Source organism: Variovorax sp. 38R, from assembly GCF_014843395.1.
Lineage (GTDB): Bacteria > Pseudomonadota > Gammaproteobacteria > Burkholderiales > Burkholderiaceae_C > Variovorax > Variovorax paradoxus_H.
The window spans coordinates 5,416,463-5,435,221 of record NZ_CP062121.1; the positions used below are offsets into that span (position 1 = coordinate 5,416,463).

Here is an 18,759-nt window from a genome sequence, read left to right on the forward strand (position 1 = left end):
TGATTTTGTGGGTCTCAGATCGGCTGGATCGGCGGGTAGTCGTATCGCAGTTCCAGATGGTCGGCATGCGGTTGATACAGCCGCAGCACGACATAGAACAACTCGCCCTTCGGCGCGGGCAACCAGTTGACACCCGGCCCCGGGTCGTCGGCCTGCAGCCGCAGGGCCAGGCTGCCATCGGCGTCGTGGTGCAAGCCGGGCGTGCGATCGCCGATCGAGTACCGGTGGATAGGGTTGGCGACAAAAAGACAGTCGCTGCGGCGGTACATCGTGAGCGACCAGAAGGCGCCCACCTTCAGTCCCTTGCCCGGCGCAAACCGCAGCTCGTAGCGCTGCGATCCGTCGAGCGGCGCGCCGCGCGCGTCCACCTCGGCGGTGGGATACATCGCCTCCTCGACGCCCAGCGCGCCGATGAAGTTGCGCGCGATGCGGGCACGCGTCAGGTAGTCGTCGTCCCAGTGGGTCTTCACCATCACCGGGATCGCCCAGCCACCGCCCAGGTCGTGCGGCTGGTTGCTGGTGCGCAGCCGGTCGTAGACAGCAGGCAGCGACGCCTCAAGCGCGGCCGCGGCAGGAGGCCACGCCTGGCACTCCCTTGCCATCGGCGGGTTGCGCTGCAGCGCGGCGCTCACGATCGACAGGTATAGGTCGGCCGGTGGAATGCCGGCATCGCGGCCGTCCATCCACGTGTCCACCCGCATCGCCGCGTCGCTGCCGTTCAGGCGCACGAGCCGCATCCTGGCTTGCGTCTCGCGCACGCGCGCCGCATCGTCGCCGTCGTCCTCCACCAGATGGCGGCCGATCAGCCACACGTCATCGCCTGGCGCGGCAATCGTCTGCGTGACGTCCGAAGGGACGACGCCGCGCCATGCGGGGCCGTGCACCAGCGTGCGTTGGGGCCGGTTGCCTGTCGTGCGGCGCCCGACGTAGGCAAACGGATTTGTCCACGCGTCCAGCAGGCCGAGGGTCCAGTAGCGGTCGCCCATCTCGGGCGACTCGATGACGACCGGGCCTTCGGACAGATCGAGCCAGGCATTGCTGTAGACCGTGTCGTTGTTCGGGCTGACGACTTCCTTGTCGTCCGGGCCGAGGCGGCGGTGCGTGTGGGTGAACTGGTTGACCCACCGCACGGCCGACGCTGCGTCCGGCGCAGCGAAACCGAGCACGGGGTGACGGCGTGCGGTGGTCGCCGCGCGCATCCGCATCATCTCGAACAGCGGCAGCGTCTGGATCACGACGGCGTCGCAGCCGTGCGAGAGGGGATCGATCTTCGAATTCATGAGGGGTGCCTTCTCTTCTTGTGTCATGCCACCGCGCCGGCGCGGCGAAGCTCGTCGATCTCGTTCGACGCGAGCCCGAGTTCGGCCAGGAGCCGATCGGTGTCGGCCCCGCACGCGGGCGCGGCGGGCGGTGTGGCACGTGGCGCGTCGCCCAGCCGGTAGGGCAATGCCAGCGACGGGTAGCGCTCGCCGTTCGCCCCCAGTGCATCGACCAGTATTCCGCTGGCCTGCACGTCTGCGCTTTGCAGCACCTGCTGGTAGCTGCGGACAAAGCCGACCACGATCTGGTTGCGGCTGAGCAGCGTCACGCATTCTTCGCTGGTGAAGGACGAGAGGCATTCACGCAGCACGACGCGCAACTCGCTGCGGTGCTGCACCCGCAGGGCGTTGGTGCAAAAGCGCGGGTCGGTCGCGAGCGGCTCGCGGCCCATCACACGACAGAAGCGCGCCCAGTGCTCGTCCGCATAGGCCGACAGCACGATGTGGCCGTCGCGCGTGGGCACCACTTCGGCAGCGGGTGCGTTGTTGGGTTGGCCGTCGCCGATGCGCGTGGGCTCGGGCGCGCCGCCCAGGTAGTCACACCAGGTGGTGGCCTGCAGATGCAGCGCCACCTCGAGCAGCGACGTGCGCAGCGTCTCGCCGACACCCGTCTGCGCGCGCCCGTAGAGCGCTGCGAGCACCGCCTGGGCCCCCAGGTGCGCCGCGGCCGCATCGATGATCGGCACCCCCACCTTCTGCGGGAGGCGGTCCGGCTCTCCCGTAACCGACATCAAGCCGCTCTCGGCCTGTGCCGCAATGTCGTAGCCGGGACGTGCACTCGAAGGCCCCAGGTCCCCGAAGCCCGAGATCGACAGGTAGATGACCTTGGGAAAGCGCTCGCGCACCGCGGACGGCCCCAGGCCCAGCGCTTCCACGGCGCCGGGGCGCAGGTTCTGGATCACGACGTCGCAGTTCTCAATCAGTCGCCACGCGATCTCGCGGCCCGCCTCGCTTTTCAAATTGAGCGCGATGGACTGCTTGCCGCGGCTGTAGGCGCGGATCATCGACTCGCCGTAACGGCCGATGTGCCGGGCCTGGTCGCCGGCCAGCGGTTCGATCTTGATCACCTGCGCACCCAGCTCGGCCAGGACCATGGCCGCGCCGGGCCCGGCGATGTACTGTCCCAGGTCGATCACGCGCACGTTCTTCAGCGGGGATGCAGGGGCGGAGGCGCTGGTTGTCTCTTTGGATTCGAAGTTCATTGGGCGCGACGTTATCGCCTTCCCCGATGCTTGAAAATTCGATAATCCTGAGGGAGTGATCACGATTTGCTATACCTTACGGGCCTGAAATGGACACCAAAACCGACCGCCTCGTGCGCACGCTGCGCCTGAGGCACCTCGAGCTGCTCGTGGCGCTGTCCGAGACACCCACGATGCGCGGTGCAGCGGCGCGGCTGCATCTGAGCCAGCCTGCCATCAGCAAGATGCTCGGCGAGCTCGAAAGCTGCTTCGGGGCCCGGCTGTTCGAACGCAGCCATCTGGGCATCCATGCCAATGCGCTGGGGACGAGCGCGGCGTTTCGCGCACGCGCCGTGCTGCATGAGTTGGCCCGCGCCACTGCGGATGTGGACGCCATGCAAAGCGGCGTGACGGCGGTGCTGCGCGTCGGTGCACCGTCGGTCACTGCCGCCGTTCCTGCGGCCATCGTCAAGCTGCGGGAGCGGCTGCCGGGCGCCGCCGTGCAGTTGCGAGAAGGCCGCGTCCACGAGCTCATTCATCGGCTGCTCGAAGGGGAGCTTGACTGCGTCTTCGGAGCCATCACGCCCGAGCTGATCTCCAGCGACATGATCCCGTTGCTCGAGCCCGTCGTGCTGCTGAAGGACGAGCTGTGCGTGCTCGCCGCTACATCGAACCCGAGCGTTGCCAAACGCAGGTTGCAGTGGGCCGACCTGCGCGCTGCTCAGTGGGTGCTGCCCCCCAAGGAAACGCTGGTCAGGCAGGCGTTCATGACTGTCTTCCTGAACAGCGGCGTGACGCCGCCCGTGCCCGTCATCGAGGCCATGTCCTCGGTCACGATCGGCACCGTGCTTCGCAAAGACCCCTCGCTGCTGTGCGCGGTGCGGCTCGAGCACGCGTTGGACGAAGTCGCCAGGGGCGGTGTTCAGAGGCTCAAGGTCGGGCCCCAGGTCGTCCTGCCGTCGTTCGGCCTGTTCTTTCGAAGAGACGGCATGGCGCGCCCCGCGATCCTCAACGAGTTTGCAGATGCCATTCGGTTCGTCGGTGGGGCTATCGCTCCGAAGAGGTGAGCAACGGTGCAAGGGGCCAACAGCCTCTCCTTCTCAGTCGGCCAGTTCAGCCGCAATGCGTCACGCTGGTCACCAACACACGAGAAGCAGGCGTTTACGAGGGTTAGCTTTCCCCCCAGAAAACCTAGCTGGTTGCAACGCAAGCAGTTTCCGGCGCTTGAGCGCGCTGAGCACCGCTTCCGGGGGTTTTTCGCTTCGTGGCCGCATTCCCTGCACAGACCTCACTGGCAGTGAGCGTGTTAGAGCGGCGAAGGCCGCGGCAGCATTAGGCCCGCAGTAGCATTCTTCCATGTGGAAGCCGGAAACACCCATCGTGGCCGATGGTCGCGCTCTGACCGATCAGGCGGCGTGGTGGCACGAGTTCGAGGACGAACTCCGTAAGCAACACAACGACGAGGACGACAGTGATTGGCTCGTCGAGAACTGCCGTGCACTTTTTCGCCACTCGGCCAACGAAGACCCCAGACGCATGGCGAGGCTAGCCTATGCAATCTTGGTGCACGACCCGGAGGGGATCGAGGACGGTGAGCATGCACCTGACGCTGCAGACGTGACAGTCACCCCGCCTCACAGATCGGCTTGAGCCAATCAGTGGCGGCGTCGGTGGGTGGCATCGCTCTGAAGCGCTCATCGCGCCATAGGTCGCGAGCCACGTCTTCCAGCTCAATAGGGTCTACGGTGTGCCACTGCTGTTGCAAGCGGTGCGCGCAAGTGCCAATCCAAAGAGCGGCGGGCATGCTGTTCATGATTTGAATCCCTGTCTTGATACTGTATTTTTATACAGTATTTCAGAGAGGTCAACATCCTGAGCGCGGGCTATGTATGCCGCCTCCTGGCTTCCTGTGTCACGGGTACCCCGGCGCCCATGAAGGAGCGCGGAAATGCGGCAGAGGAAGCTTGCGAAAAGCTCCCAGCAGATCGAGACCCAGGCCGGTCGAACATTCCACCGAACCGATCAGCGATCAAGGCAACTGCACAAGCAGGCTCCGCAGCATCGTGGGCGTGCCTGCTTTGCCCACAGCGGGCTCCTGCAAAAGTGCTGGTGACCGCCAACAAGCCTTTCCGTCGCGTCCCGCCAGGTCGCGTCCATCCTCACGGCATTGAAACCCGTTTCGAAACGAGTCATAGTTTCTATTTCTTGATTCCTTAGCACTCGTGGAGGAGTGCCGTTGGGTTCCTCTCCGCACAAGCTTGGAGGAGTGAGATGTGAAAGAAGGTTCGATGAGCGGGGATCGAATGACCGACCGCGTGGTCGTCCTGACGGACCCCGATGAGGAGGTCGACGGGCTGCGCAGTGCACTGAAGGCGGCAGCTTTTCGTTCGCTCTTTGTTTCGAGCGAAGAAGATTTGCTCGAAGCGGCGTCGATGTCGGGCATCGGACTGTTCCTGCTACTAGGCGAAATGATGGAGGGCACGCTGCCGGAGCTGTTGTTCGGCCTCGGCGCAAGCCGTTCAGGCTCTGCGCCGGCAATAGCGCTCGTCAAATCGCAGGCGGTACTCGAAAGCCTACGGGACGTGCTTTTCGATTTGGACGGCGTTCTCGTGGCCCCTTGGACCTCAGAGCAAGTCATGGCGCGCGTGAGGTCGCTGTACGGGAAGAAGTCATTGCGAAGAAGCACGACACCGCGAGGACTGCACGGCTTTCAGATGGTGCGCGGTCGGCTGTCGATCGAATACGCGGGAAGACAAATTGTGCTGACGCCCGCCGAGTTCGAGATCGCGCGTGTACTGGTGCGGCGCCTTGATTCGCCTGTGTCGCGACGACAATTCCCTCAAGGCCCCAGGACGAGCGATGACAAGGAGGGCTGCCGCTCGCTGGATGCGCTCATTTCAAGGGTTCGCAAGAAACTAGAGTCAATCGTCACGGGTGAATTCAAGGTGCGTTCGCTTTACGGTGTCGGCTACACGTTAGAACGCGTGCAGCAGGCCGCCAGGTAATTGCCTCGCGAAAGGTCGTGCCGCTTTCATGTCAGGTCCCCCCTGCTCCCTACACTAGGACGCGAACGCTGCTGCTAATGCATCTCGCAGACGTTCTAGCAGACCATTCGGTTCGATGTGAGCGATGTACCGCTTCCTCGACTAGGATCGGCAACACAAAGTCGTATAGAAACTTCTGCTTGAAGCGATGAAAGAACAGCCAAGGCCGTAGGACTCTTGAAGCGTTCTCGAGGTGACTGTGTCGCTGGAGAGGGCCCAGCCCTATCACCCTCTGTCGAGCTACAAAAATCTAATGCCCATGACAGACTTTCTGACCAACCTCACCTGGCATGCCCTCTCGGGCCCGCATGCGCCCTATGCCAGCGGCACAGTAACCGCCCGCCGGTATGCCACAGGCTTCTCCCCCATCGTCGGTTTTGCCGACGCACTCCATCCGGACCTCGACGCGCTCCTCCCCTTCTGCACGCCGGACGAGCACTTCTATGCCATCGGCTGGTCGGGCACCGCGCCGTCCACGTGGCAGGTCGACATGGAGTCGGTCATCGTGAAGATGATCTGCGACGCGCCTGCGCCCATGGCCGATACGCTTCCTGATGTGGTCCGGCTGGGCGCTTCGGATCTCGAGCAAATGCTGGCCCTGGCCGCCCTCACCCGCCCCGGTCCCTTCTCTACGCGGACCATCGAACTGGGCGAGTACTTCGGCTGCTTCGACGACAACGGCCGGCTCGTGGCGATGGCCGGTGAACGCATGGCGGCAGGCCCACTGCGCGAGATCAGCGGTGTCTGCACACACCCCGACGCGCAGGGCAAGGGCTACGCGAAGCGGCTCGTCACGCGGCTGGTGGCGCAGCAGATGCAGCGCGGTGAAGTGCCTGTGCTGCATGTGATGCAAGGCAACGCGAGCGCGCGGCGGATCTATGAGCGCATGGGTTTCCGCGTGCACAGCGAACCCGTCGTTCGCGTGATCTCGCGGCACTGAGCGGGGCCGTACCTACTGACTGAATCAGGCGGCCGCCCCCGCTCGCTCGTGATCTCGGCGCCTTCACGCATCACCGTTGTGACCGGCGTGTTGGTCACCACCTCAAGCAGGCGGCTCCGCTGCGCATCGGTCAGCGGCCCGTTGGCAAGGAGCACCCGGTGGATATTCGCCTTGCCATCCGCGTCTTTCGCGAAACTCAGCTCGGCCTTGAACCCGCCGAGTTCTCCTCCCTCGGCTGAGTATTCAATGGGAATCCAGGATCAGAGACCGGGCGAAGCCACATGCCGGCAACTCAGAGTAGCTGCCGAATCAGCAATTGCCCTTTTTAGCCTGCCCGGGGGGGCAGAACCCCCCTTTGTGCGCAGGCGCCGGCTCCGCATGCGGAGATGCGCGATAGACGCAGGCGCTCATGAGGAAGGACGCGGCGATCGCGAACATGACAGTGATCGTGGTTTTTTTCATAGACACTCCTTGAGATGAATCGGCTTCGAGCATCAATCTGGCCGATAAGGTCCAGCTAAAAATTGTGAAGGAGATGGTTTGCAGACTGAGGGTGATTTGTGCGGGCAGCGAATCTGCATATCAATGCAATGCCCGAGGCCCTGCACATGCGGGGCGTCAGTCGGTCGGAAGAAACTTGAAATACTCGCGCGCAGGGCGTCCTTCCGGCAGGACGTAGATCAGGCCACGCGCTTTGCCAAAAACAGGCTTCACATGGATGTCATAGAACGGCGCGGGAACATTGATACACCCGTAGGAAATTCGATGTTCCTCTGCATCTGTTGATGCCAGCCGCTCCAACCTCCGCTCGGCCCTGTTGTTCGTTCGAACTCGATGCATGGAGACTGCTGCGTCGTAGTCGACCCATACTATGTCTTCGCCTTGCAGGTTGATTCCGGGTTCCGAGACGAAACGCCCCGCAGGCGTTGTGCGCTCCTCGGGCCGGATGTCGGACATCTTTCGCTCGCCTACTCCCGGAACAGACTCGTCGCCGCGGGCTAACCCCAACAGTACGGGCGAAGCCCCTTGCAACCGTCCGTTGTCACCATAGATGAAGACACGCGCGCTCTTCTTGTCAACGACCGCAAAAGCGAGGCCTTGGTTGTCGCGCGTTCCAACTGCCGCTTGAGCCAGTTGGCGAACGTCGGCTGGCACGGCGATACCAGCGACGGACTCGACAGCACCTGCGGCTTGGCCGAAATTTGCCGCAGAGGCAAGAACGATGGACAGGAGCAGCGAATTCTTCATAGGCAACGCGAGCGGTACTAAGAGAACTTGTGATCGATATGCGATCGCCGACAAAAGGCGGCGGCCGCATTTCATCTCAGCATCTCACGTGATCAACCACGATCGGCTCGAGCAGGGCGTGGTGCTGGTGCCGATTGAGGCGCCGGTGCCGCAGCCTTCGGCGTCACAACGCGGACCGGCTCTGCCGCTGGCGCAACGCGAACGGGTTGTTGCACACGTCCAGCGGGCGTTCCCGACTGCAGCGTCGTACCAGTTTCGCCCATGGGGCCGCCGGTCTGATTTTGTTGCCCGGCCGGCATTTGCACATTGCCGGAGATAGGAGGCATATCTGCCTTTGCCGCAGGAGCCACTCCTTGCGCCATCACAGGCGCAATGGCGAAGGCCATGGCCGTGATGGCCAGAACACGAGACATCGCGGGACGGATTTTCATTTTTTCATCTCCTTGAGTTTGTTTCGACCGGCAACCCTCGCGGGAGAATTCCCAACAAAGGCGCACGGTCTGACATCAGAACGTGGCGGGCTTCACGATGAACTACACGGAGGCATTCGAGATTGCCAGGGATCGTGAACTTTGACGCGCTTCGCATCCACGATGCGGTCAACATCATCGGTATTCTCGACAGTCACAAGCCTTTCACAACAAGCCGAGCCCGGTGTTCCCTGACGGCACCCTCCTTGTCTTCGGCGCCGGCGAACTGCGCCTTAAATCGGGCGAATGGTTTCACGCGAGCGCTGTCGTGAAAATCTTTGCTTTAGGTATGGACACAGCTATCCAGACACCGTGATTGACGTCCGACACCGGAGACGTGATGCTGTGCGGTCGGCGCCTCGTCGGTGCAGTCGCGACAGGCACAATGCGGCCATTTCCGGACACCCGTGTCCGGCTGCTTTGTAGACGTGCAATGCACCGGCGAAGGCACCCGTCGACGCCTTGACTGGGCTCGGCTAGTCATCTGTCGGTCTCCTCAGACATGCCGCGCGGTGCCTCGCGGTTCAGGTGCTTCTCGAAGCCCTTCGGAGCTACGACCATGAAGTTCTGCGGCTTGAGGTCGCACCAGCCAAGCACCTCATCAGCTCGGTAGATCAGACAGTTGTCGGGCTCCCCAGCCCTGTCATATGTAACGAGGTAGAAGAAGTAACGCTTGCCCTTCTCTTCGTCCTGCGCGATACGCAACTCGTTGGCCGACACGAAGAACCGGGAAGCAGTGAAAGTCTTGACCTCAATGTAGCGAGGCTGCTTTAGGCTCGAGAACGACTCGAAATCGTAGCCATACCGCGGCTTCTTCGTTCGGTCCTGAATCTTCGGAATGAGGGCCGTCAGTCCGCGCGACCTCAGCCTCGACTCTTCACGCTCCAGTGCGAAGCGTTCGCTCTTCTCCCCCTTTTCCCGAGCCTTCCTCGCCATCTCTTCGAAGTCCGGCTCGAAGTCGAGATTGGGAACCCTTGGCTTCTTAGGCGGCGCTTTGGACGGAGGTGGACCAGCCCCCGCCAACTCACCCGACACCCTCCTCAAAAGGAAGTCGGTCAGCTTGAGGTTGCTCCAATCGCGAAAGACGGGCGACTTTTGCTTGAGGAGAAGCGCCTGGTGCTGAATCTCGCTCGGCGAAATGCTGTCGAAGTTGAGGTCCTGTGCTACATCACGAAGGATGTCGTCGCTGCAGATGGGCAAGTACAGATCGTCGAAGTAGAGGCTGAGCACCTTCGCCTTCAGCATCTGCGACAGCGGGTTCAAGTCAACTGAATGGAAATCAAGCGCACGACCTCGCTCGACCAGACTCAGGAGCCGGGTGTGAACGTTACGAAAGACTTTTGTTTGTGCGCCCTCAAGCGGCAAGTCGCCCGCGAACTTCTTCGTGTAACGGTAGCGCTCCTCGGTACCCTTGCCGGCGAAACCGAAATAAACGCCAAACTTGCTGGCCGTTGCACCTGTGATGCGCGCCCACTTGTCGGTGCCGGGCTCCGCCCAGTGGCAGAACGTCCTACCCTTGTTCTGCCCGATGGCGTAGTTGCCAAGTGTTAACGATGACAGCGACTTGACCGGAAAGCGCTTCAGGAACTCGCCGCGCTGCATGTCGGCCTCGTCCTCCCACTGCCCGTCGTAGATTCGATTGAATTTCTTCGCGTCCTCCGCGAGCGACTTCAACGTACCTGCCTTCATTTTCATCTCTCCCTTGTGAAGGCGTCGACGATACGTCTGTGCGCCTGCGTGATTCTGACGCACTCATGCGAGAGCGCGCCTCAAGCTTCCCCTTACAGGCTCGAGCTAGGGTTTCGGAGCATCGGTAGACAGAGGTCATCCGCACACTCGAACGTTGGATGACGGCTTTGCGCCGAGTCATTTGCCGACTTTGACTTCCGCAGTGGGCCCTAACCGGCTGTACGTTTTTCTCCGGACCCGACCTTCGATCAAGATGAACCCACACGAAGCGGGTCTAGGGAGCGCTGAAATGTGTGGGTCGAAGCTACGCGGCCGCGCGAGTATCGAGAACCCCCTCAAAGACCCCCCAATGCGGCCCACCATGAATAGATCGGCCCGCTAACCGAAGTGCCTCCGGTGCGCTGCAAGCATCGCAGCTCTCAACCCGTGCATATGGCCTGAACTCGTTTTCTCGTCATCGGCCGCCCATTCCGCGGCCAACCTTTCGACTGTGGTGACGGCGTTGTCGACGGCTCCCACCTCTTCGTACTTGTCGCCTGAGAAGGCACGAAATACCAAGATCCTGGACACTGCGCCGAGTTGGATGGGCCCTTTGTACCAAGCCTCCACATGCGGTATCCAGCGCGGGTAGTGCGGACTGCGGCTACCTGGCGGTTGATGGGGTGGCGGCTTCCAGCTGGGCCCGTCTTGCTCAATCAGCGCGCCAGCAGCAAGATTCTGCCGATTCAGTTCTAAGACGACTGTCGCCGGGTGAAAGCAAGACAGGAACTGGTGCCAGTGCTGAGCGGCCCAGTGCACATCGTCGAGCGGCGCAGTATCGAAATCGAAAAGGCACACCCCGCCAAGCCGATAGCCCGCGTGACCAATATCGATGGAGGTCTCGTAGGACGACGGAAGCGAACCGTCGTTCGGTTTGATTGCGCCGTCCGCCACGATGGCTCGTAAGCCCTTGAGGTCGGTGCGGTGCCAGAGTGATCGGCGCCCTCGCAGCAGCGGCATGATGTGGGCCACCCTTGCGCGGCCTTCATCTACGTACTCTCGGTAGTGTCGGTGCCACTCTCCATCGATCTCGGATGCCGTCATGGACCGATGTTGGCACACGGAACTGGGAGAGCTATGGCTGGCGCGGCGCCGGGCAGGACGTTTGCCGTGACAAACGTCACGCCACCCGGGCGGGTCGTCAGTCAAATGCCAGGCAGACTACTGAGTAGAAAAGAATGGGATCGGGAGGAACTACAACATGAAAAAACGTTGCCCCTTGGGGGTCATAGCTCTCGTCTTGATGTCAGGCGTTGCAGAAGCTCGGGACTTCGAGGCCGCGAAGCTCGTGTCGAGCAATCCGAATCCGGCAATTACCGGTTGGACCTGTTCCTATCAGCCTGAGTCTGAGCAAAGATTCGAACTGAATATTCCCGACGTGGAGCAATGCTTCACCGTGGTTTCGTATGACCCGTTGAGAAAAATGGTTTCGATGCCTGCGAGACGTCCTTTTGCGAAGCCGCCGTCTCCAGTGCCTGCTACCGCAAAGGATTGATCTGGCCACGCCAATCGGTTCATTGGCGCACTGTGTAGACGTCTGCACTGACTAAGAGCTAAGCAAGCGAAGCAGGAGTCGAGATCGTGAACTAATGGCCTTTCTGGCGATTCGGGCCGACAGCCTGTACGGCTACAGTCGGCCACAACCGGTTGTTGGTCACGCGCTCCCAATTTCGCGCCGTCGTAATGTTCCGTGAGGCCCTGCCATGGCTAACCACAGGCACGTAAACACCGTTTTATCGGTGGTTGGTCCGGTCTCACATCTCAACTTGCGACAGCCAAAGTCACGAGAACACCCCATTGCCGTTGGTTGGTTGTGCGGGGTGGGTCAAGCGCAATCAATAGCGTCGCTGCACGCGCAGGCGGCGCAGCTTCTTGCAGCTCCAGGTCGGCCGCCGGGTTCGCCGGGATTTCTCCAACGCGCGTGAGCCATTTAGAGAAGCCGCGCAAGGGCAGCTTGCAGCGCTGCCCGGCGATGGACAGTGGCCTTCCTTCTTGCGGTAGTGGTGCTGCCAGCGCTGGTAGCGCTCGAGCACGGTACGGCTGACCTGGCTCGGATGCCCCACCAGGGCTTCGAGGTAGTGGTGCATTGCGCCCGTTAGACCATGCGAATCGCGGGGCGTGGATCTGCCAACCAGCGGCGCGTTCTGGTGTCGGCGCTGCCGTTGTTAGCGCCCACGCTGGGGGTGAGTGTCGAGGAGATGATCGGCGAGCCACAGACGGCGGCGCGCAAGCGCAGACCGGCGCCCAATTTGATGCAACACGTCGAGCGCATCTGCGCGCTGCCCAAGACGCAGCAGCGCACCGTGATGATCGCCGGGGAAACCTTGTCCGATAAAGAAGCATGGCGGCACGAGTTCAGGGACCAACTCCACGACCACTGCGAGGGCGCGGCGGACAGCGCGCTGTGCCGGACAGAGTCCGACGACAAGTCAACGGGCGTCTAGTGGTTAACACTGCGCGCGATTCGATTGACCTGCCAAAAAGGTCGCCCTTAAAATTTGCGTGCAGGTTCAGATTTAAAGACCATCTGTGAGATGGCTTTGTCGCGCCTGCATGGTTTGCATCGTCTTCTTGCGGATTATTCCAATGGAGACAACTGTGCAACCCAACGCGATCAAGATCCGCGGCATCGACGATGTCATCGCCTACCTGGATTCACGCCAGGGCATCGTCGGCCGGGCTGCCGTCATCTGGTGGCTCGCACTCGGCGGATTGTTCCTCGACGCCTTCTCCAACTCCGCACTGAGCGCGGGCCTCGGGCCCATGACGCGCAACCTCTCCCTCACCGCAGGGCAGGTCGCGCTGATGACCTCGATGGCCTCGTGGGTCGCCATCGCGTTCAACCCGATCGGCGGCTGGATGGCGGATCGCTGGGGCCGCATACGCCCGCTCGTCCTGGCCAAGCTGCTCGCCGTGATCGGCGCCGTGCTGGTGGTCTTCGCGCCCAGCTTCGAGATGATTCTGGTCGGGCGCTTCTTCGTCGGTGCGGCCTACGGCATCGACTTCGCCATCGCGATGGCGGTGCTCGCCGAATTCACGCCGGCCAAGCTCAAGAGCCGGCTCAACACCTGGCAGGGCATGTGGTACGCCGCGGTCTGCACCAACCTGCTGCTGGCGCTGCTGTTCTATTCGTGGGAAGTGGGTGACTCGATCTGGCGTTACTCGGTGGCCGCCACTGCTGTCTTCGGCGTCACGATCCTGGTACTGCAACTCGCGCTGCTAGTCGAAAGCCCGATTTGGCTCGCCCGCAAGGAACGACTCGACGACGCGGCACGCGCCATGAGCCGCATCTATGGCCAGCCCTTTGCCGCCGCACCAAGGAACGAACGCCTGCCGGTACTCAACCAGGCCCGCCGCGGCGCGGCCAACGTGCTGCTGATCTTTCGGGGCGTGTACCTGCAGCGCACGATCCTCGCGGCGACCGTGCAGATCGGCCAGTCGATCCAGTACTTCGCCGTGGGCTGGTACTTGCCGCTGATCAGCGCGACCCTGTTCGGCAAGGACTTCGCACAGGCCACCATCGGCGCGCTGGCCTTCAACGTGTTCGGCATCTTCGGCGGCTTCCTCTCGCCCTGGATCGGCCGCAAGCTCGGCCTGCGCCGCGCCTCGGCCTTCGGTTTCGCGATGGTGTTCGTGATGCTGCTGACGCTCGGCCTGTTCCACGGACACATGCCGCTGTGGCTGGCCGTGACCGTGCCTTCGCTGTTCATCCTCTTCCATTCGGGCGGCCCCGGCGCGAACGGCAAGAGCCTGTCGTCGCTGTCGTTCCGCAGCGAACTGCGCGCGGGTGCGAACGGCATCATCGGCGCGCTGGGCTCCATCGGCGCGGCGCTGGGGCTGCTGGTGTTTCCGCTGTTCCGCGAAAAGTACGGGCTCGAGCACACCTTCCTGATCCTGTCAGTCGTGCCGCTCATCGCCAGCGTGATCTGCTTCGTGATCCGCTGGGATCCGACGCGCACCACCATCAATCCGGACAACGAGGCCGATGCGCCGCAATTCAAGGACGACGTGCACCCGACCGTCGAGTCGCTGCGTCCAGCCGTGGGAAAAATGAACTGATGACCATCGCTCAGGATGTGATCCTCTCCATCGACGAGGGCACCTCGGGAACCCGGGCGGCCGTCGTCGGCCGCGACGGGCATGTCTCGTGCCTCGAATACGCGCCGCTGCAGGTCGACACTCCGCGCCCCGGCGTGGTCGAGCAGGATGCGAATGCGATCCTCGACAAGACGCTGGCCGTCTGCCGCGCGGCCATCGCTCGTGCCAGCAACGAAAACCTGCGCATCGTCGCGCTCGCCATCGCCACGCAACGCTGCTCGGCAGTGCTCTGGGACACGCGCACCGGCCAGGCGCTGGTGCCCGCGATGGTGTGGCAGGACACGCGCTACGTCGACGAGCTGAACAGGCTCGCGCCCGAATGGGATGCGCTCCTGGTCCGCCAGATGGGCCGGCCGGTCGGCGTGCGTTCACCCTATCTCTGGGCCGCGCACCATCTGCGCGAAACACCCGCCGTCGCCCGCGCATTCGACGAACGCCGCCTCGCCTTCGGAACCATCGACAGCTGGCTACTGTGGCACCTCTCGGACCAGCGCGTCTGCGTGACCACGCCGACCAACGTGACCTCCGGCAGCGCCTACGTGCTGGCCGGCCATCACTACCACCTCGACTGGATCGACGCCCTCGGCTTTCCGCGCGAACTGCTGCCCGAATTGCGCGAGGACGCCGACCGGTTCGGCAACACCCGCGCCGAACTGCTCGGCATCGACGTCCCCATCCTGGCCTGCGCGGGCGACCAGCATGCGGGCGCCATCGGCCTGGGCTGCCTCGACCGCGAGCAGGCCATGTGCGTGCATGGCACTGGCAGCTTCGTCGACGTGATCACCGGCCCGGTGCAGCCCGCCAACGCGGGCCTGCACGACGGCACCCTCACGATGACGGCGCGCCGCGCGCACGGCGTCTCGCACTTCGCCGTCGAGACCTTCGTGGCGACGACCGGCTCCGCCCTGAACTGGGTTTGCGAGAAGCTGCAGTGGTTCGACAACGCGGCGCAGATCAGCGCGCTGGCGGCCACCGCCGGCTCCTCGCGCGACGTCACCTTCATTCCTGCGCTGACCGGTCTGCGCGTGCCCGCCATGGAGCCCGCCGCGCGCGCATCGCTCACCGGCATTTCGATGGCGACCACGCGCGCCGAAGTGGCCCGCGCGATCCTCGAGGGCATCGCGCATTCGGTGGCTTCATGCATCCAGGCGAACGAGGAAGTGTCGGGCGGGCGCGTCAGCGAACTCGTCGTCGGCGGCGGTCTTTCGGGAAGCTCGGCGCTGCTGCAGATCCAGGCCGACCTCACGGGCATGCCGGTACGGCGCACGAAGGAAACCGACCGGGCCAGCCTGCGCGGCATCGCCTTCCTCGCCGGATCGTCCGGCCTCCTGTGGGACTCGCTGCAGGAAGCCCGCACCACGCTGGTCACCGACGCGGTGTTCGAGCCCCAGGTCGGCGCCGATGAACGCAACGCGAGGCGCGCCCTCTGGCACGCCCGCGTTGCATCGGAACTCGCACACACGCGCAACTTCAATCACGCTTCAACAGGAGACATTCCCTCATGATGGTTCTGCCATCCCTGCGGCCCGGCAAAGACCGGGCCGAGATGACAACCACCGAACCGCTGCGACTGAACCGGCAGGAACAGCTCACGCGCCTGGCCGACGAGCAGTTCGACATGCTGATCGTCGGCGGCGGCGTCACCGGCGCCTATGCGGCGCTCGATGCCAGCCTGCGCGGCTACCGCGTAGCGTTGGTGGAAAAGGACGACTTCGCCTTCGGCACGTCGTCCAAGTCGTCGAAGATGGTGCACGGCGGCCTGCGCTACATCGAGCAGGGCAACCTCGGCCTGGTGCGCCATTCGCTGCTGGAGCGCCAGCGCCTGCGCCGCAACGCCCGGCACCTCGTGCAACGCCTGCCCTTTCTGTTTCCGGTGATGGAGCGCGAGGGCGTGTTCGACAAGCGCCTGGCCAAGGCCTTCGAAGGCCTGCTCTGGACCTACGACATCGCGGGCGGCTGGCGCGAGGGCATCTTGCACCAGAAGCTGACCAAGGCCGAGGTGCTGTCGCATTGCCCGACCTTTCGCGAGGAGCACCTGACCGGCGGCTTCATGTACTTCGACGCGCGTGTCGACGACGCGCGGCTCACGCTCAACATCGCACGCACCGCCGCCTTCCATGGTGCGGCGGTCGTCAACCACGCGAAGGCCATCGAGATCACGCGCAACGCGCACGGCAAGGTCGACGGCGCCATCATCCAGACCGGCGGCCAGGAGATCCGCGCGCGCGCCGGCGTCGTCGTCATGGCGACCGGCGTGTGGTTACGCGACTGGGACGGCCGCAAGAAAAACGACGAGAAGACGCTGAACGTGCGCCCCGCCAAGGGCGTGCATGTCGCCATTCCGTGGTTGAAAATCCGCAACGACTGCACCGTGACGATCCCGGTGCCGGGCCGCAACCGGCGCGCGACCATCACGCGCTGGGGCAACGTCTCCTACCTCGGCACCACCGACGAAGACTACGAAGGCAACCTCGACGACGTGTGCTGCACCCGCGAGGAACTCGACTTTCTGCTCGACGGCGCGCGCTCCGCGCTGAAGACCGATCTGCAGGCCGAGGACGTGGTCGGCAGCATCGCCGGCTGCCGCCCGCTGGTGGCGCCGCCGGGCGGCAAGACGCTGGAGATCAAGCGCAATCACGAAATACGCACCGCGCCCGACGGCCTGCTGACAATCGTGGGCGGCAAGCTCACGACCTCTCGCCACATGGCCGAGCAGACCATCGACGCCGCGCAGAAGGTGCTCGGCAAGCGCAGCGGCTGCAAGACCAAGTCGGCCTTCCTGCTGGGCGCGGCCGGCTACGACGCACAGGCGATCACCGCTTCGGGCGGCATCTCGGCGCACCTGGGTGAGCGCTACGGCACCGAGGCACGCTTTGTCAGCGACATCCTCCAGGCCGAACCCGGCCTGCTGAAGCCGATCGTCGAAGGCCTGCCGTACAGCGAGGCCGAGGTCGTCTACGCGGCGCGCCACGAACTCGCCTGCACCGTGGACGACGTGTTGTCGCGGCGCATCCGCGCACGCCTCATGGCGCGCGACGCCTCGGGCCGCGCGGCGGCACGGGTCGGCGAAATCCTGCAGGTCGAACTCGGCCTGTCCACTTCGGAAACGGCGCAGCAGGTAGCCAGCTACCGCGCCGCGATCGAGCATGAAAAATCCATCCTGATGGGAGTGAAGTAAATGATCAGCAAAGACGCCATCCAACGCGGCTACAACCGCCGTAACTACGTCGTCGGCGCCCACACGCCGCCGGCCTACGCCAAGACCATCACGGCCACCGACGGCCCGCCCGGCCTGCAACGCGCCCCGGTCACGATGGCCGCCGGCCACATCGATGCGCTGCGCAAGGTCGCCGACGAAGTGCTGACCGACACCGGCAGCGTCGTCGAATGGACGCGCGACTGGTGGGCCGGCTCGATGGTGAGCGAAACCGGAGGCAAGCCCGCGACGCCGCAGGCCGTGATCGTGCGTGCCTCGACCGTCGAGCAGATCCAGGCCGTGATGCGCATCGCGAACGCCGCATCGATTCCGGTCACCGTCTCCGCGGGCCGCAGTAACGTGACCGGCGCGGCGCTGCCGGTGCGCGGCGGCATCGTGCTCGACGTGTGCGAGCTCAACAAGCTGATCGGCTTCGACGCCGACAGCCAGATCGTCGAAGTCGAGGCCGGCATGTTCGGCGATGTGTTCGAAGAGACCATCCAGCGCGAGCACAGGATGACCATGGGTCACTGGCCCTCGTCCTTCGGCATCAGCACCGTCGGCGGCTGGGTCGCCTGCCGCGGTGCGGGCCAGCTCTCGACGCGCTACGGAAAGATCGAGGACATGGTGTTCGGCATGGACGTGGTGCTGGCCGACGGCAGCCTGATTACCGTAGGCGGCTATTCGCGCGCAGCGGTGGGCTCCGATCTGCAGCAGCTTTTCATCGGCTCCGAAGGCACGCTCGGCGTGATCGTGCGCGTGCGGCTGAAGCTGCACCGCCTGCCCGACTACGGCCGCGCAATCGCCTACGGTTTCGACAGCTTCGCCACCGGCCTGGAAGCCTGTCGCGAGATCATGCAGCGCGGCGCGAACCCGGCGGCGCTGCGACTCTACGACGCGCTCGAAAGCAAGGTGCAGTTCGAGCTGGCCGACACGCACGTGCTGCTGATCGCCGACGAAGGCGCGCCCGAAATGGTGGACGCGGTCATGACCATCAGCGAACGCGTCTGCAAGGAGCTCGGCCGGCAACTCGACGGCCCGGTCATCTTCGAGCGCTGGCTCGACACGCGCTACCTCACTGGCAAGAGCGCCGAGGGTTTCAAGCGCAGCCCCGGCTTCGTGGCCGACACGCTGGAGATGAGCGGCCGCTGGAGCGACCTGCCCGCCATCTACGACGAGGTGGTGGCGGCCATCAATGCGGTGCCCGGCACGCTCGCGGGCTCAGCCCACCAGTCGCACGCCTACGTGGACGGCGCCTGCCTCTATTTCTCGCTGCGCGGCGAGGTGGAGGTGGAGCACCGCGCGCGTTGGTACCGCCAGGCCTGGGACGCCGCGAATGCGGTGCTGGTGCGCCACAATGCCGCGCTGAGCCACCACCATGGCGTCGGGCTGCTGCGTGCGCCGTACATGGCCGATTCTCTGGGCAGTGCCTTCCCCGTTCTCGAGGCGATCAAGCGCACACTCGACCCGAAGAACATCCTGAACCCGGGCAAGCTCGGCCTGAACGACAAGCTGCCCCAGACCGAAGACTGAGT

General features: G+C 63.9%; 16 protein-coding genes. 9 read left to right on the forward strand and 7 right to left on the reverse strand.

What is annotated here, in order from left to right; translation table 11 throughout:
• Positions 1-14: 14 nt before the first annotated feature.
• Together IG196_RS25120 and IG196_RS25125 are read right to left on the reverse strand one after the other, a co-directional pair.
• Complete coding sequence (locus tag IG196_RS25120; protein ID WP_192193492.1) at positions 15-1,280, reverse strand: DUF1254 domain-containing protein; 1,266 nt, start codon at positions 1,278-1,280, stop codon at positions 15-17.
• Between the two features lie 23 nt (positions 1,281-1,303).
• On the reverse strand, positions 1,304-2,521 hold the full coding sequence (locus IG196_RS25125; protein WP_192193493.1) for a CoA transferase: 1,218 nt from the start codon (positions 2,519-2,521) through the stop codon (positions 1,304-1,306).
• An 89-nt stretch (positions 2,522-2,610) separates the two neighbouring features.
• Here IG196_RS25125 and IG196_RS25130 point away from each other — a divergent pair, with 89 nt between their 5' ends.
• Positions 2,611-3,567, forward strand: coding sequence for a LysR family transcriptional regulator (locus IG196_RS25130; RefSeq protein ID WP_192193494.1), 957 nt, complete (start codon positions 2,611-2,613; stop codon positions 3,565-3,567).
• A gap of 557 nt (positions 3,568-4,124) precedes the next feature.
• On the opposite strand, the gene IG196_RS25135 is transcribed toward IG196_RS25130, so the two are convergent.
• A complete protein-coding gene (locus IG196_RS25135; RefSeq protein WP_192193495.1) occupies positions 4,125-4,313 on the reverse strand; it encodes a hypothetical protein in 189 nt (62 codons plus the stop codon).
• 460 nt (positions 4,314-4,773) lie between these two features.
• Between IG196_RS25135 and IG196_RS25140 the strand changes: the two genes are divergently transcribed.
• The gene (locus tag IG196_RS25140) at positions 4,774-5,505 is read left to right on the forward strand and encodes a response regulator transcription factor (protein WP_192193496.1); all 732 of its coding nucleotides are present in this window, start codon (positions 4,774-4,776) and stop codon (positions 5,503-5,505) included.
• A gap of 298 nt (positions 5,506-5,803) precedes the next feature.
• Positions 5,804-6,484: a GNAT family N-acetyltransferase gene (locus IG196_RS25145; protein WP_225616789.1), complete on the forward strand. Its 681-nt coding sequence runs from the start codon at positions 5,804-5,806 to the stop codon at positions 6,482-6,484.
• Positions 6,485-7,102: 618 nt separating this feature from the next.
• Here the strand turns inward: IG196_RS25145 and IG196_RS25150 are convergent.
• From IG196_RS25150 to IG196_RS25160, 3 genes are all read right to left on the reverse strand, one after another.
• The gene (locus IG196_RS25150) at positions 7,103-7,732 is read right to left on the reverse strand and encodes a L,D-transpeptidase (RefSeq protein WP_225616790.1); all 630 of its coding nucleotides are present in this window, start codon (positions 7,730-7,732) and stop codon (positions 7,103-7,105) included.
• A gap of 950 nt (positions 7,733-8,682) precedes the next feature.
• Positions 8,683-9,891 (reverse strand): DUF3883 domain-containing protein, encoded by a 1,209-nt coding sequence (locus IG196_RS25155; protein WP_192193498.1) that lies wholly within the window; start codon positions 9,889-9,891, stop codon positions 8,683-8,685.
• Between the two features lie 378 nt (positions 9,892-10,269).
• Entirely contained in the window at positions 10,270-10,890 is a 621-nt protein-coding gene (locus IG196_RS25160; RefSeq protein WP_192193499.1) for a hypothetical protein, read from the reverse strand.
• A 241-nt stretch (positions 10,891-11,131) separates the two neighbouring features.
• Here IG196_RS25160 and IG196_RS25165 point away from each other — a divergent pair, with 241 nt between their 5' ends.
• Positions 11,132-11,425 carry a hypothetical protein gene (locus tag IG196_RS25165; protein ID WP_192193500.1) on the forward strand — a complete coding sequence of 98 codons (294 nt, stop codon included), beginning with the start codon at positions 11,132-11,134 and terminating at the stop codon, positions 11,423-11,425.
• 340 nt (positions 11,426-11,765) lie between these two features.
• On the opposite strand, the gene IG196_RS25170 is transcribed toward IG196_RS25165, so the two are convergent.
• Entirely contained in the window at positions 11,766-12,017 is a 252-nt protein-coding gene (locus tag IG196_RS25170; RefSeq protein WP_192193501.1) for a hypothetical protein, read from the reverse strand.
• Positions 12,018-12,077: 60 nt separating this feature from the next.
• Between IG196_RS25170 and IG196_RS25175 the strand changes: the two genes are divergently transcribed.
• From IG196_RS25175 to IG196_RS25195, 5 genes are all read left to right on the forward strand, one after another.
• Positions 12,078-12,374, forward strand: coding sequence for a hypothetical protein (locus tag IG196_RS25175; RefSeq protein WP_192193502.1), 297 nt, complete (start codon positions 12,078-12,080; stop codon positions 12,372-12,374).
• A gap of 154 nt (positions 12,375-12,528) precedes the next feature.
• Positions 12,529-13,989 (forward strand): MFS transporter, encoded by a 1,461-nt coding sequence (locus IG196_RS25180; protein ID WP_095946685.1) that lies wholly within the window; start codon positions 12,529-12,531, stop codon positions 13,987-13,989.
• Positions 13,989-15,533: an FGGY family carbohydrate kinase gene (locus tag IG196_RS25185; protein ID WP_192193503.1), complete on the forward strand. Its 1,545-nt coding sequence runs from the start codon at positions 13,989-13,991 to the stop codon at positions 15,531-15,533. Before IG196_RS25180 ends, IG196_RS25185 begins: the two co-directional genes overlap by 1 nt.
• The gene (locus IG196_RS25190) at positions 15,530-17,206 is read left to right on the forward strand and encodes a glycerol-3-phosphate dehydrogenase/oxidase (protein WP_192193504.1); all 1,677 of its coding nucleotides are present in this window, start codon (positions 15,530-15,532) and stop codon (positions 17,204-17,206) included. Before IG196_RS25185 ends, IG196_RS25190 begins: the two co-directional genes overlap by 4 nt.
• Positions 17,207-18,757, forward strand: coding sequence for an FAD-binding oxidoreductase (locus IG196_RS25195; RefSeq protein WP_192193505.1), 1,551 nt, complete (start codon positions 17,207-17,209; stop codon positions 18,755-18,757). It abuts the gene before it with no gap.
• Positions 18,758-18,759 lie beyond the last annotated feature (2 nt).